The 14,040-nt window shown below is 59.7% G+C and carries 17 protein-coding genes; 1 reads left to right on the top strand and 16 read right to left on the bottom strand.

What is annotated here, in order from left to right:
* Nucleotides 1-24 precede the first annotated feature (24 nt).
* Both LOZ74_RS12585 and LOZ74_RS12580 read right to left on the bottom strand, forming a co-directional pair.
* Nucleotides 25-801 carry a hypothetical protein gene (locus tag LOZ74_RS12585; RefSeq protein ID WP_230280544.1) on the bottom strand — a complete coding sequence of 259 codons (777 nt, stop codon included), beginning with the start codon at nucleotides 799-801 and terminating at the stop codon, nucleotides 25-27.
* The gene (locus LOZ74_RS12580; RefSeq protein WP_230280545.1) at nucleotides 798-1,250 is read right to left on the bottom strand and encodes a nuclear transport factor 2 family protein; all 453 of its coding nucleotides are present in this window, start codon (nucleotides 1,248-1,250) and stop codon (nucleotides 798-800) included. The genes LOZ74_RS12585 and LOZ74_RS12580 overlap by 4 nt, the downstream gene beginning before the upstream one ends.
* A 193-nt stretch (nucleotides 1,251-1,443) precedes the next feature.
* Between LOZ74_RS12580 and LOZ74_RS12575 the strand changes: the two genes are divergently transcribed.
* Nucleotides 1,444-1,974: an ester cyclase gene (locus tag LOZ74_RS12575; RefSeq protein WP_230280546.1), complete on the top strand. Its 531-nt coding sequence runs from the start codon at nucleotides 1,444-1,446 to the stop codon at nucleotides 1,972-1,974.
* An 82-nt stretch (nucleotides 1,975-2,056) separates the two neighbouring features.
* Here LOZ74_RS12575 and LOZ74_RS12570 read toward each other — a convergent pair whose 3' ends face one another.
* The 14 genes from LOZ74_RS12570 to LOZ74_RS12505 all read right to left on the bottom strand — a co-directional run bounded on the left by LOZ74_RS12570 (nucleotide 2,057) and on the right by LOZ74_RS12505 (nucleotide 13,837).
* Entirely contained in the window at nucleotides 2,057-2,809 is a 753-nt protein-coding gene (locus LOZ74_RS12570; protein ID WP_230280547.1) for an SDR family NAD(P)-dependent oxidoreductase, read from the bottom strand.
* Nucleotides 2,806-3,654, bottom strand: coding sequence for an alpha/beta fold hydrolase (locus tag LOZ74_RS12565; protein WP_230280548.1), 849 nt, complete (start codon nucleotides 3,652-3,654; stop codon nucleotides 2,806-2,808). Before LOZ74_RS12565 ends, LOZ74_RS12570 begins: the two co-directional genes overlap by 4 nt.
* Before the next feature lies 1 nt (nucleotide 3,655).
* The gene (locus LOZ74_RS12560) at nucleotides 3,656-4,204 is read right to left on the bottom strand and encodes a VOC family protein (protein WP_230280549.1); all 549 of its coding nucleotides are present in this window, start codon (nucleotides 4,202-4,204) and stop codon (nucleotides 3,656-3,658) included.
* 16 nt (nucleotides 4,205-4,220) lie between these two features.
* The gene (locus LOZ74_RS12555) at nucleotides 4,221-4,622 is read right to left on the bottom strand and encodes a MaoC family dehydratase (protein WP_230280550.1); all 402 of its coding nucleotides are present in this window, start codon (nucleotides 4,620-4,622) and stop codon (nucleotides 4,221-4,223) included.
* A complete protein-coding gene (locus tag LOZ74_RS12550) occupies nucleotides 4,619-5,071 on the bottom strand; it encodes a hypothetical protein (RefSeq protein ID WP_230280551.1) in 453 nt (150 codons plus the stop codon). Before LOZ74_RS12550 ends, LOZ74_RS12555 begins: the two co-directional genes overlap by 4 nt.
* A gap of 12 nt (nucleotides 5,072-5,083) precedes the next feature.
* Nucleotides 5,084-6,247, bottom strand: coding sequence for an acyl-CoA dehydrogenase family protein (locus LOZ74_RS12545; protein WP_230280552.1), 1,164 nt, complete (start codon nucleotides 6,245-6,247; stop codon nucleotides 5,084-5,086).
* Nucleotides 6,248-6,297: 50 nt separating this feature from the next.
* The gene (locus LOZ74_RS12540; protein WP_230281951.1) at nucleotides 6,298-7,062 is read right to left on the bottom strand and encodes an SDR family oxidoreductase; all 765 of its coding nucleotides are present in this window, start codon (nucleotides 7,060-7,062) and stop codon (nucleotides 6,298-6,300) included.
* On the bottom strand, nucleotides 7,062-7,787 hold the full coding sequence (locus LOZ74_RS12535; protein WP_230280553.1) for an alpha/beta fold hydrolase: 726 nt from the start codon (nucleotides 7,785-7,787) through the stop codon (nucleotides 7,062-7,064). Before LOZ74_RS12535 ends, LOZ74_RS12540 begins: the two co-directional genes overlap by 1 nt.
* Nucleotides 7,787-8,728, bottom strand: a complete 942-nt coding sequence (locus LOZ74_RS12530; RefSeq protein ID WP_230291478.1) for a VOC family protein — start codon at nucleotides 8,726-8,728, stop codon at nucleotides 7,787-7,789. The genes LOZ74_RS12535 and LOZ74_RS12530 overlap by 1 nt, the downstream gene beginning before the upstream one ends.
* A 30-nt stretch (nucleotides 8,729-8,758) precedes the next feature.
* Nucleotides 8,759-9,598, bottom strand: coding sequence for a fumarylacetoacetate hydrolase family protein (locus tag LOZ74_RS12525; RefSeq protein ID WP_230280555.1), 840 nt, complete (start codon nucleotides 9,596-9,598; stop codon nucleotides 8,759-8,761).
* A gap of 20 nt (nucleotides 9,599-9,618) precedes the next feature.
* Entirely contained in the window at nucleotides 9,619-10,392 is a 774-nt protein-coding gene (locus LOZ74_RS12520; protein WP_230280556.1) for an SDR family NAD(P)-dependent oxidoreductase, read from the bottom strand.
* 10 nt (nucleotides 10,393-10,402) lie between these two features.
* Nucleotides 10,403-12,073, bottom strand: coding sequence for a class I adenylate-forming enzyme family protein (locus LOZ74_RS12515; protein WP_230291477.1), 1,671 nt, complete (start codon nucleotides 12,071-12,073; stop codon nucleotides 10,403-10,405).
* Between the two features lie 100 nt (nucleotides 12,074-12,173).
* Nucleotides 12,174-12,953 (bottom strand): SDR family oxidoreductase, encoded by a 780-nt coding sequence (locus tag LOZ74_RS12510; RefSeq protein ID WP_230291476.1) that lies wholly within the window; start codon nucleotides 12,951-12,953, stop codon nucleotides 12,174-12,176.
* Nucleotides 12,950-13,837, bottom strand: coding sequence for a zinc-binding dehydrogenase (locus LOZ74_RS12505; RefSeq protein ID WP_230291475.1), 888 nt, complete (start codon nucleotides 13,835-13,837; stop codon nucleotides 12,950-12,952). The genes LOZ74_RS12510 and LOZ74_RS12505 overlap by 4 nt, the downstream gene beginning before the upstream one ends.
* Between the last annotated feature and the right edge of the window lie 203 nt (nucleotides 13,838-14,040).

Raw genomic sequence — 14,040 nt, 5'->3', positions numbered from 1 at the left:
GTTGCAATCTCACTTTTATGCGGATCAGGGCACAAGTGCACTGGGGCCACCGAACGCCATGCGTGCGATCACGGCGGGGGCGATATTGATCGCAAGAAAGGTTGCCTGAAACAGTAAGATCATACCCCACAGCCGCGTCCATTCCCGGTCAAAGCCGGCGGGCCTGGCCGCTGCGCCGAGGCGAACCTCGTGCGCCATGAACCCTTGTGTATCGCGATCGGCAAGCATCCCGACGAACCAGCCAGCCCACAGGCCAATGAGCAGAGGGAAAACAAGCGGCAACCGTCCCTGTTCGCTTTCCAGCGCCGGACCGACCACCGAATCATACGTCCACCAGCCGTTGGCGACCGAACTGCCCTCGACATAGATCTGATAGGCAAGGAAAAGCGGAAACGCGGTCATGAACGATAGCGCATAGACCGACCGCGCAGGGAATTTCCGCTTGAGGAACAGCACGAGCGAGGTCAGCAATGGTATCGAGACGGCAAACCACCATCCCCAGCTGAACGGCATGAACAGCGGCTTCACTGGCGTCGTATAGGCCATCTCGCCCCAGAAGGGCAGGCGCGCAAAGTCGGGGTTCCAAGCGACATAGGCGCCCCAGTCACCGAAAAATTCCTGCCAGAAGCCGCTTGAGGCTGCGATCAGCATCAAGCCGAAAAGCGGGATGCGGCGGTTCTTCACCGTAAGGGCCGTGGCCGCCAGAAGCAGCGCACTCCACAGATAGATGCTGCCGGTTTCCATCACCCATGGATTGACTGGGTCGCCCATCGTCTGCGCGGCGAGCGCTTCGGGGCTCATCGCGCCATCGCCTTGATGTGCTCGGGCAGATTGTGGTTATAGCATTTCTTTTCGTAGAGGCCGGAAATGCGCCAGCCGTTCTGGGTGCGGCGGAACTGGTGGATGTACCACAGGCCGAAGAAGATTGTCTGGGGCTGCCCATCATCGCCGGGAACGACCATCGGGTTTGTGCAGACCGACCGCGTTTCGCAGCGATCACCGTCAAAGCTGTATTGCGTGGTCGAAACCGCATGCTGCGACATCGGCACGGACCCAAGACTGGCTGCGAGGAACGACTTGATATCGGCCAGCGAACCTTTGACGCCGACCATTTCGCTATAGTCGATTACGGCATCATCGGTGAAATAGCCGTCAAGGGCATCGAAGTCCTTGTTGTCCACGGCATAGCAATATCCCACCATCAGGTCCTGAATCTCGAACCTGTCCGACATTTCTTCGATCGAAAGCACGGCAGTCTCCCTTCTGTCCGCTTATGCCACATGAATGTGCGGGTAATCGCCGGTCTGTTCCTGCCGATTGGTAGGTTGCAGACCGCAGCATGGAATTGAAAAGGGCCGCGATCGACGGCCGCATCCCTCTTCGGGCCTGGTCAGACGTATCCCTACGCTGCAAGATCGCAGCTCGACATAATGGAGAGTTTTTATGGCTGGACGGATCCCGCCCTTCACACTGGATGATTTCAAGCTTTCGCCCGAAAAGCGTGCCGAGATTTGCGAAGGCCTGACCGAACGTCAAACGTTCATGGTCAACCAGTGGATGAACCTGCACGACAAGCTGAACGTAGGCGACTGGTCCGGATTCGACGAGTTCATGGACAAGGACAAGATGACCTACGACAATCCGAACCGGCCCGATCTGGGGACGTTCGAAGAGTGGAACAGCTCGCCCCGCGCGCTTTTCACTACGTTCCCGCCGTCGGTCTACCGCACGCTCAAGGCATGGGGCCGTGGCGACGACGAGATTTGCGTCCTGTGCCACCACCACGGCAAGCACACGGGCGGCCCCTACATGGGTGTTCAGCCGACGGGCAATCAGCTCGACGTGCTCTGGTTCAGCTGGATCAAGTTCAACGGCGACAAGATCGTGCACATCTATTCCATCTCGGACGTGCTTTCGATGCTGATCGACCTTGAAGTGATCGAGGCTCCGCAGCCGGTCGATCCCTACAAGTAAGGCAGCGCCAGTCATGACGCGAAAGGGGGGCAATTCTGCCCCCCTTTTTTCGCGTCATAGCGCGACCGGCCGCGTCGCTGGGTTAGAGGCTGAAACCGCCATCCACGATGATCGTCTGGCCAGTAATATACGACGCCCGGTCCGAGGCGAGGAAGCGAACCGCTTCAGCCACGTCCTCACCGTTGCCAAAGCGGCGCAGGGCGATCGTCTTCTTCTGCTGTTCCCAGATTTCAGGCGTGTAGAGCCTCTTGACGAATTCTGCGCCAAGGCCGGCGTCGATGATTCCGGGCGCCACCATATTGGCGCGGATACCAAACTTGCCTTCTTCCTTGGCGATTGCGCGGCCCAGCGCTTCCATGCCTGCCTTGGGAACCGAAGATAGCGCATCGCCGGGCGGGAAGGTGTAGTTTGCGACCGACACAACGATCACGAAATTACCGCTTCCTTGCTGGCGGAACACGGGCAGTGCTGCTGCAACGACGCGCATCAGGCCGAGCAATTCGGTCTCGATCACCTCGCGCCACTGGGGTTCCTCAATCCGGCTGACGAAAGGCTGTTCGATGGCGACACCCGATGCGAATACCACCGCATCGATCCGCCCGAAACGATCATTCGCCGCCGCGATAGCGGAACTCACGGATGCAGGCTCCGTCAGGTCGCACGGCACCGGCCAGCCCTCGCAGGATTTCGGCAATTGATTGGCAATCTCTTCGGCGATGGTTCTATTCGACCGGTAGGAAAGCGCAATTCCACCGAAATCTTGAGCAAGCGCGCGCGCGCAAGCCCGGCCGAGGCCACCGGTCGAGCCGATGACGAATGCCGTCCTGCCACTCATCCGGCGGCATCATCAGAATAGCGGTCCAGCCTTTCAAGTAGTTTTGCGGCAAACTCGTCATTCCGATCTGCGGTGAACATATGGCCCGCGCCCTTGGCGGTCAGGACTTCAAGTTGGGGAGCGAGCGTCTGGAATCGCGCCGTATTCGCATCATTGACTAGATGGCTCCTTTCTGCACGGACCATTACGATAGGCGACGTAACCCGCGATGCAGCCGCAACAACCGCCTCGTTCTCACTTGGGGGGTGAATGAATTCCTCCTTGCCAGAGGCAGGATCCCAATGCCAGTGCCATCGACCTGACGGATCTTGCCGCATTGAACGGACTAACCGCGATGCATCTCGGATGCGCGGTTGGTCCAGATGGTGAGCCAAAGCATCTGCCGCCGCTTCGAGACAGGGATAGCCATGCGCTCCTTCGGCAAAGAAGCGGCGGATTCCATTGATTGCATGGTCCGGCATGTCTGGCGCTACGTCGGCCAGCATGATCAGTCGCACCCTGTCGGGATGGCGCGATCCGGCAATTAGGGACGCTTGGCCACCACGCGAAGCTCCAACAAGGGTTACACGATGGTCGAACTGTGAAAGCAGGCATTCGATATCGCGGGCAAATGCATCAATATGATAGTTGCGGTCTGGTGCCCAATCGCTTTCGCCATGGCCACGGAGGTCGAAGGCTATGCCGTAGTACCCGGCTTTGCTCACTTTTAAGGCAGAGCCTCGCCATGCGTTACGACTTTGGCCTCCGCCATGGAAGAAGAAGACGGGTGGAGCCTGCGGGTCGCCAAAGGCTTCACCCGCAAGCTTCAGTCCGTCTCCTCGAAATCGGACTGTCTTGCCGTGCATGTTAAACCGATATGGGCACGGTTTCGGCGTGGCTCGGGTGTTCACCAGGTCCCTTGTAGGCAAACTTGCCAGGAGCATGGTGCCACTTGCCATCATCGCGGCTTTCGTACGGAGATGCCACTTCAATCAGGCAGCCATGGGTGCTTTTGGGACCGACCCAACTCCACTTCTGCCAAGTCATGTCAGGATCGTTGAACGTCTCACCATCGCCCGGAAGATGCAGCCCTTCAGCCTTCATTTTTTCCATGGCGGCGGGGACGTCATCGGTGCTGAAGCACAAGTGATGGACATGCTCACCAACTTTGTCGAGCCGCTTGCCGAGCGGCGTTCCGGGGGTGGGCTGGATGAACTGAATCTCGGTTGAGTATTCGTTGACGAAGGTTGCCCACTTCATGCCGGAATCTTCGCCACTTGAAAATTCATCATATTTCACAATTGGCTTTTCAAGCGATTGCGGGTCGAGAACGCGAAGGATCTTGGTCCAGTCCTCGATCGCCTGATCGAGATCGCGAACCAGCATGCATACATGGGCAAAGGGACCGCTGGGCATAGTTGTTCTCCTTGGATTATATCAAAATCGTGGCGGTGCCGGCATTGACTGTGCCGCGCCCGTCCACATCGAGCTTCAGATCGCAAGTTACGCGGTTCCCCTCGACGGCGGTAACTTCGCCTGAAGCAAAGACGCGGTCGCCTTCGTAGACATTGTCGAGAAATCGCGAATCCATCGTCTCGATCCGGCAACCGGGAAAGGCCGTCATCAGCATGTTCATCATATAGGCAACGTTGATCGGACCCTGATTGATCCGCTTGTCGCCAAGCCCTTTTGCCTTCACCACCTTTACATCGAGGTGGATCGGGTTTGGGTCGGCCAGGAACACGGACCAATCGCGCATGGCGTCCGGACTTACCGATTCGATCACGAAGGGGGGAATCGTGTATCCCGTCTTAATGTCTTCTGAAACGCTCATGCGGCAAGCTCTTTGCGCGGCAGGACCCAGACATTGTCCGTTTCCAGTACGGCATCGCCACCTGCGGCCGGATGCAGGCGAAGGCGATAGGTGAGGACGTCCATCACCCCCAGCTTGCGGCTTTTCTTGCGCACGAGGCTGAGGATTTCGCCGGTGACCCGGTAATCCTGCCCGACCATGAGCTGCCCTGCAAAGCGCACGCCGGAGGAGCCCATCATCGGGCCGTCCTCCACGTCGAATTCGCAAGTTTCGCACACGCCGGCCACGGTCTTGCCCATGGCGACCTGCGTGGCGATGTAATAATAGATTGGATGCGCGCTGCCGTCAGGCAAGGGCTGCACGCCGGTTGACCGGCACAGCGCCGCATTCTCGTCCATGCTGATCGAGAATATTGCTGTGCCATCTAGCGAAGTGCCGGCGACATCGGGAGCGGGGGGGAACTCTTCCATCTAAGCCCTCCTTCAGAATGACCGGGGCAGGCCGAGGTTTTCTGCGATCGAATTGCGCACCATCTCATTGGAAATTGGCGTCATGCGCAAAATGCGGTGGTCGCGCCAGTAACGTTGCATGTCGGTTTCGGCCGAATAGCCCATGCCGCCCATGATCTGGATCCCCATATCGGCGGCTTTTACCGCGTTTTCGGTGGCGACCATCTTCAGCATGTTCGCCTCGTTCCCGCAGGGCATGCCATTGGCTTGCATCCATGCGACATTGAATAGCAGCAGTTCGGTCAATTTCTGCGACGTGGCGATATCCGCGACATAATGCTGCAGGATCTGGAAGCGACCGATTACGCCACCAAAAGCCTTGCGCTGCATCATATATTCCAGCGCGTCTTCCAGCACGCCGTCGATCGCGCCCAGACATTGCGCGCCGACCATGATGCGCTCATTATTCAGGCTGGGCAGCATCGCGCTCCACGCCTTGCCGGGTTCGCCCAGAACATCCTCATCGGGGACGAACACATCTTCGTAATGCACCTCGCAGCTTCCCATGGCACGCATGCCAAGCTTGGGAAGCAGGTTGGTTGTGATGCCCGGCGATTTGGCGTCCACGAACAGCGCGATCAGACCGTGATGTTTCTTTTCCGCATTGCGGTCGCTTCGGGCCAGTACGAGCAGGCGGTCGGCGACCTTGGCGCCGGTGGTCCACATCTTTGCGCCGTTAAGCTTCCAGCCCCCGTCGACCTTGTCGGCAAAGGTCTTCATTGCACCGAGCACGTCGGTGCCGCCATCGGGTTCGGTCATCGAAAGCGACACGCGCAGATTGCCTGCTGCCATTTCGGGCAACCAGCGCTGCTTCTGCTCTTCGCTACCGGCGATCGCAACGGAATGGGCGCCCCCGAACGATGTAAGGCCCCAGACCCACAACAGGCCGCCAGCGGTGCGGGCCATTTCGCGCGCGAAGATCATCTGCATGACCACGTCGCCGCCAAGACCGCCATATTCTTCCGGAATGCCGACGCCGAAGAAACCCTGTTCTTTCAGCTTGTCCCATACCTCGAAGGGATAGTTTGCCTCATCCGCTTCAAGCTTACGCATGAGGTCCTTGGGCAGCTCGGCATCGACCCAACGCCTTACGACATCGCGGAATGCGATCTGTTCTTCAGTGAGATTGAAATCCATACTGGCCTCGTGCTTTCGGATGCTGTGTTTGGAACCTATCGAACGATGGGCTAGATCGACAGCCCGCCTTCGACCGGCAGGACCGAACCGGTGACATAGGAGCCTGCAGGGGATGCCAGGAAAATAGCCGCGCCGGCCATGTCCTCGGCCATTCCCGTCCGCCCGCGCGGGACCATGGATTCGACCATCTTGCGCATTGCATCGTCGGTGATCACGGTCATGTCGCTCTCAAAGAAGCCGGGCGCGATGGCATTGACGGTGATATTGTCCGATGCGAGATTTTTGGCCAGAGACTTGGTGAGCCAGTGTATTGCACCCTTCGATGCCTGATAGGCATAGACCTCGCGCGGACCGACCTTGAGCGCGCCGACCGACCCGATATTGATCACGCTGGCCGGTCGTTGTGCGCTGCCCCCCGCGCGCAGCAGCGGCAACAGCTTCTGCAACAGGAAGAATGGGCTCTTCAGGTTGAGGTCGAGGACGCCGTCCCAATCGGATTCCGTAAATTCGTCGATCGCGGCGTCGGACAGAGTGCCTGCGTTGTTGACGAGCACATGCAGAGCTTTCTCGCGGCCCGAAAGCTCCGCTACCAGCGCCTTGATGCCGTCGATGGTCGAGATATCGGCAGCGATGCCGATGACGTCGCCGGGGATATTCCCTGCCACGGCAGCGACCTTTTCGGCATTGCGGGCACAGATATAGACCCGCGCACCGGCCGCGGCGAGCCCTTCGGCGATCATCCGGCCGATACCGGCGCTGCCGCCGGTGACCAGTGCGACACGGCCCTTTATCGAAAACAACGTGGTGGCATCGATCATGCCACGATCTCCAGCATCATGTCGGCAAGCCCTTCGGGATCGCCTACGTTGAAAGCATGGTCGCCCGGATGCTTGTGCATCGTCCAGCCCAGCTTTTCGGCCCGTTCGTGCATCATGCCCATGATGGTGTGTTCGGCAGCGATATAATCCACCGGATGGGTGATCGATTCCGCGCCGACGGGAATGACGCAGCTGGTGGCGCGCATTGGCTGGTCGGACAGGTGGTCCAGCAGCCATTTCTCGCGGTCGCGATCCATCATGTGCGGATGGTCCTTGGCCATCGCGCGCTGTTGTTCATGCACGCCCGACCCGATCGGGCCCTCTCCGCCATCCAGCATGGCATCCAGTCCGGCGGCTTCCTCTTCACTCGCGAAACCCATCATCGATGCGATGCGTTCACCCGCATGGGGGACGATCGCGTCGAGATAGATGACGCGCCGAACGCGGTCGCCCGCCTGCGCCAACACGCCCGGCGCGACGGTGCCGGCATAGGAATGTGCAACCAGGATCACGTCCGACAGATCTTCATACTTCAAGACGTTCACAATGTCGGTCACATGGACCGCATTGCCGACGTCGCGACCGATCAGATGTTCCCGTTCGCCAAATCCGGTGAAGGTGGGGGTGAACACCGTGTGCCCCTTGGACTCAAGCGCCTCACGCATGAATTTCCACGTCCAGCCGCCCATGCCGCCGCCGTGCATCAGAAGAAAAACAGCCATTATTCGGGCGCTCCGGGTTCAAGGTTGAGGACGAGTTCGGGGGGCACGTCAGGGCCCCACAGGTAAAAGCTGTCATCCGGCGAGTGCTGGGCCGCAGGCCATTCGCAGTCTGCCGGGATGAAATCGATATCGGCCGAAAATTCGGCATAGCTGCCCCACGGGTCGCGGGCGTAATAGAAGTAATTGCCGCCAAGAACGTGGCGGCCCACACCCCAGCCTTCCTTGTAACCGGCGCGCATCATCTGCGCCGATCCAAGGCCCACTTCCTGGAACGAACCGACATCCCAGCTGCTGTGGTGCATGCCGCGATGCGTTGATCCGACCAGCGCAAGCAGGTGATGATCGCTGCCATGCGGGCCGTGCAGGAACGCGACAACCGGGCCGCTGCCGTCGGACAGGCGCAGGCCGAGATTTTCCTCGTACCATTGGGTCGCCGCCATCACGTCGGTGGTGAAGATCGCAAAATGGGAGAGATTGCGCGGCTTGGTCTTGGGCGCTTTGGAATTGAAGATGGCACCCGACTCGCCAGCGGCAGACGAAATCGTCTGAAACTGCGTCTTGGCATCGGGCGAACATTTTTCGGCGACCGCGAGGTGAATTGGCATGTCGTCGAAGCCAAGGATCCAAGTACCGCAGTTAGGCGCCTTTGCGGGCGCTTCGATGCGCTTCACGCCGTTCTCATCCAACCGGGCGAGCAGCGGCGCTTCGTCTTCTTCGTACACCCCGAAGCTGATGTAGCGCAGCTGCTTCACTGGACCTTCCACGATCCGCGCCCAGCACTGGTCGTGGCCAAAGGTATAGAGTTCCAACCCGGCATCGGTCTCGCGCACGTCAAGCCCGAATGCGGTGTAGAAGTCCTTTGCCTCAGCCAGATCGGGCACCTGGAGGCCGAAATGGTCGATCGAATGCACGCCAAGCGCGCCTGCACGTTTATGTGCCATGTTTCTCTCCCATAACAGTCGAGCTTCAGCTCATTCTGCGACGACAGGATTACTCAGCAATCCGATGCCCTCAATTTCCACTTCGCAAATGTCTCCGTCCTTCATCCAGACCTTTGGATTGCGTGCCACTCCAACACCGCCGGGGGTGCCCATCACAAGCACATCGCCTGCTTCGAGGGTCATGAATGTGGAAAGCAATTCGATCGTGCTGGCAACGGTGAAGATCAGATTGCCGGTGTTGGACGATTGCATGACATTGCCATTCAACCGGCATTCGATCTTCAGTCCCGAAGCGCCTGCCGGGACTTCATCGGGCGTGACCAGCCACGGGCCAAAAGCGCCGGTGTCGTCAAAGTTCTTGCCCGCGGTCCATTGCGGCGTTCGCAGCTGGTAATCACGTAAGGAGGCATCGTTGAAAACCGAGTATCCGGCCACGTGATCGAGGGCATTTGCCTCGGAAATGTTTTTTCCTCCCTTGGCCAGGACAACCGCCAGTTCGGCCTCCCAGTCAAGCTGGCTGGAGATTTTCGGTAGGATAATGGGCGCGCCATGACCTATAAGGCTGGATGGGAAGCGGCTAAACAGGACGGGAAAATCAGGAATGTCAAAGCCAGATTCTTCCGCGTGGTCGCGATAGTTCAGGCCCATGCAGACGATCTTCGAAGGTCGTGTGACCGGGGGAAGGAAGGTCAGCGAAGCCTCATCGACGACCTCGCCACCTGCCGCGACCTTGCCGGCAGATGCCAGTGCTCCCTCGAAGATCTTTGCGTCAAGGTCGGCTAGGCCACTGTCCCAGACAACTCTGATTTCACCATTAATGCTCGCGGCGAGGCCGATCTGGCCTCCCTTGGTTACCCGTGCAATGCGCATTTCAATCTCCTATCGTGAATTTAGTTGCTGGCTCTCTGGCCGGTTCCGCCACCCGTGGCAGGCATAAGGTTATTGCTCATTCCGCCATCGACCAGAATATCGATGCCGGAGATGTGACTGGCTTGCGGTCCCAGCAGGAAGATGATCGCATTCGCCACGTCGTCGGCCATCCCCAGCTTGCCAAGCGGGATCATCGATTCGCGCTGGGCCCTGCGCTGCGGGTCGTCATAACCGGCCTGCGTCATCGGCGTGTAGGTAGGACCCGGCGAAACGGTGTTGCAGCGAATGCCATCCGGCCCCCATTCAAGCGCGCATTGCCGCATCAGCATCAGCAGCGCCGCCTTGCTCGACGAATAAAAGCCGAGTCCCGGGGTCGGCTGCGTCGCCGACATGGAGGCGGTGGCGACAAAGGCCCCGCGGGAACGGGCGAGATAGGGATAAGCCGCCTGGCCCAGCAGCCATGTGGCGCGCGTGTTGATCGCGAACACGCGATCGAACTGCTCGATCGTCTGATCGACCAGCGGCGCGCCGGAGATAATGCCCGCATTGCTGACGACCCCGTCGATTCCGCCCATGAAAGCGGCGGCAGCGGCGATGATGTCCTTTCCACAGTCGGGAGAAGAGAGATCGGAGGCAAAAGCGCGTGCCGCAGGTCCAATGGTGGCGGCCACGGCCTTGACGCCGTCGCCGTCCCTGTCGGTCAGCAGCATCTGGTGCGCTTCATCCTGCCTCGCCAGCAGTTCCGCAACGGCCTTGCCAATGCCGCTGGCTGCCCCAGTAATCACGACTTGCATCACAAATTCCTCATTCGCTGATCCCGAGTTCTTCCATCAGCCTCTGCCGCAGCTTGAACTTTTGGATCTTGGATGCCGACATGGGCCATTCGTCTACATAGCGGATGTGGCGGGGAACCTTGAAGGATGCGATCCTTTCCTTGGCAAAGGCGATCAGCTCGGCTTCGCTTGGCCGGAAACCGTTCGCCAGCTTGACGAAGGCGGCAGGCACCTCGGCCAGTCTCTGGTCGGGGATGCCGATGACCTGCGAAAGTTCCACAGCCTCGTGCGATTCCAGAACGGTCTCGACTTCGGCGGCTGCGACGTTTTCCCCGCCCACCTTCAGCATGTCCTTGAACCGGCCATGGAAACGCATGTGGCGGTTGCAGTCGAGCGAACCGATATCCCCGCTGTGATACCAGCCATCGGCATCAATGGCCTCGGCCGTCTTGACCGGATCGCGGTGATAGCCGTCAAGCATGTTGTAGCCCTTGATAAGGACTTCGCCCCGCTCTCCCGAGGGCAGATCCTTGCCGGTTTCGGTGTCGACGATGCGAACGGAAATCCCCTTGAGTGGATAGCCCAAAGTCTCAAAGCCCAGTTCGGGATCCATGTCATAGCCGCCTGTGCTGACAATCCCGCTGGCCTCTGACATGCCGAACGTGCCGACCTGAAGCGCATTCGGCATTTTTTCGCGATAGGCATCGCCGATCGCCTTGGGCATCTGGCTGAAACAGCTGTTCATCAGGCGCACGCTGCCCATGTCGGTCCTGTCCCAATCGGGATGTGCGATCATCGACTGGTGAAATGTGACGAACGGCAGGAAGATCATCGTCGCCTTTTCAGCCTCGATCTGGCGCAGGCTTTCGCCCGGATCGAAATGGGGCTGGCCGATGAATGTGCCGCCCACCTCTATCGCGCCCAGCATCGCCAGCATGGCCGCGATATGGAACAGGGGCATGGGCGACCAGACACGCTCGTCATCCTGAAAAGCCCACCGGTTACGCGCAAGATTGCTGGCTTCGCGGCAGATCGCTTCATTCGATAGCAGGCAGCCCTTCGGGTTTGCGGAGGTCCCTGAGGTATAAAGGACCATGCATGTATCGCGCAGCCGGACCGAAAGCCGTGCTTCGTGAACGGCTTCCTCCTCAACGGTGGCTGCTGCGGCATCGAAGGCGGACTGGTCAACAAAGCCTGCTGCCTGCTTCCCTCCGTTCAGGATAAGGCGGCGCAATCGCGGGGCTTGCGCAATGTCGAGCGCCATGGGGTCGGCACATTGGCCAATTTCCGGAAAAGCCTCTGTCAGGCGGGTCGTGAAATCGACGAAATCATCGGCCTCGCTATTCGTTATGACAGCGCACAGTTCGGCATTCTCGACGACATAGGCGATTTCGGGAGCGCGATAGCGAGCATTCATGAGGACCGATACGCCGCCCACCATGGAGACGGCGAACAGGGTTTCTACGAAGTCTATACCGGATGGCAGCAGGATGCCGACATGGTCGCCCTGCTTGATGCCAAGGCCAAGCAGCCCGCGGGCCCGATGCAGTACCGATTGCACGACATCGTCATAGCTGCGCCGTCCCGACGGGAAGACGAGCGCTTCCTTGTCGGGATGTGCGTCCCATGACTTTAGCAACATGTCGGCAAGCGGACTTACACTGACCCGAATACTGGACGCATCTTCGCCGTTAGCGGACACGCAGGCCTCCTCCATTTTCTGGCTTACTTCGCGCATCTCTGTTCCGCCTCATGGCACTCTCGTGCCCTTCCCAAGGATAGGCCTCCACGCATTGCGCGACCTAACCGCAACCGGCGACGCCGCCGTCGACAGGCAGGGCGACACCGGTGATATAGGCGCCCGCACGCGACGCCAGGAACACGACCGATCCGGCAATCTCGTCCGGCCGTCCCAGTCGGGCCATCGGAATTTGCGACAACACCGCAGGGTCCACTTCGTCATCGTCGCGCAGATGTGCCGTCATTTTCGTGGGGAAGAAGCCGGGAACGAGCGCGTTGACGTTGATGTTGCGAGACGCCAGATCGCCGGCCAGATCGCGGCTCAACATATGAATGGCCGCCTTGCTGGCCGAATAGGAATAGGCGCTGAGGCGTGCCGTCTTCAGCCCCGCGATGGAGCCTATGTTTATTACCCTTGCCGGATCGTCGGGAGTCCCGGCGGCTTCCAGCGCACCAAGCAATTCGCGGACCAGCGTAAAGGGCGCCTGCACATTGACCATCATCACGCCCGGCCATGCCTGGTCGGGATAATCGTCGATCGGGCCGCCCCACGTCTTGCCGGCATTATTGACAAGAATATGGAGCTTGTCGCCGCAAGCGGTGCGCAGCCGCGCGGCAAGGTCTACCGCAGCTTCGGGGCTGGAAAGATCGCAGGGCAGGGGGATGCAGTTCCCGAGCGACGACATTTCCATTGCTGCCGCGTTGCAGACGTCTTCCTTCCGCGACGTGATCGCGACCGTGGCGCCTGCCTTCAGCAGACCCTCGGCAATCATGCGTCCAAGGCCTTGCGCGCCGCCGGTGACCAACGCGACTTTTCCGCTCAGATCGAAAAGCCCGGTCATACGGTAATCGCCACCTTGCCGAACTTGTGATCTTTTTCGAGGTAGGCCAAAGCCTTGTCAGCTTCGGCCAACGAAAACGTCTTCTCGATCACGGGCCGGATGTTATGCTTGTCGATGAATTCCAGCATGTTGCGGAAGTCTTCGGGATCGCCGACCTGGCTGCCGACAATGCTGGCGCTCTTCAGGAAAACGCCGGTTGCAGTAATCTCGAACTTGTCGCCTGCCGTCGATCCATAGATGACGATGCGGGCGCCCGGTTTTATGGCGCGGATGTAATTGGCATAGCTTGGTCCGGGCGCGCCATCGAGCACGACGTCGATGCCGCCGGTCATCGGGCCGACCTTCTTGCGCCATTCGGGATCGGTGTAGAGCAGGCCGTCGGTCGCGCCCATGCTCTTGGCGCGTTCGATGACTTCTTCGCTTTCGCCCGTGACATAGACCTTGCAGCCAAGCGCCACCGCATAGGCGAGACCAAAGGTCGCTACGCCGCCGCCGACGCCGCTGATCAGGACGGTGTCGGTCGGCTGGAGCTGCCCCTTGAACATCAGCGCGCGCCATGCCGTCAGGCCGGTCAGAATCGATGCGGCGGCCTCTTCCCAGCTCATGCCCGCGGGCTTGGGGGCCAGATTTTCGGCCGGAACGCAGACATATTCAGCGATGGTGCCGGGGAGCGGCATGCCCAGAAGTCCGAATTCGGCCTGCGGGGCATGACGGTTTGGTCCCCAATCGCGGCCGGGATACAACACGACTTCGTCGCCAATTTCTACGCCAGTGACGCCTTCGCCGATCATATCGACGACGCCGGCTCCATCGCAGCCCATCGTGCAAGGTGTGACCATCCCGGGGTACAGCCCGCGCGAGATCCACATTTCCCGGTGGTTCATCGACGCCGCCTTGATCGCGACTCGCACTTGTCCGGCAGCAGGTTCCGGCGTGTCGACATCCGCTACGCGAACGGCTTCTGGACCATCCGTGGATTCGAGCAATAGAGCTTTCATAGGTCGGAAATCCTCTTTCTATAATCAATTATTGGCGCGGATGGCCAAAGAGCGGCAGCGCCATTTCTGACCGTTACGGTGGTAATGGA

The organism is Croceicoccus sp. Ery5 (assembly GCF_020985325.1).
In the GTDB taxonomy this organism is placed as follows: domain Bacteria; phylum Pseudomonadota; class Alphaproteobacteria; order Sphingomonadales; family Sphingomonadaceae; genus Croceicoccus.
The sequence above is the reverse complement of the archived record's forward strand: the minus strand, read 5'-3'. Positions and strand labels throughout refer to the sequence as shown.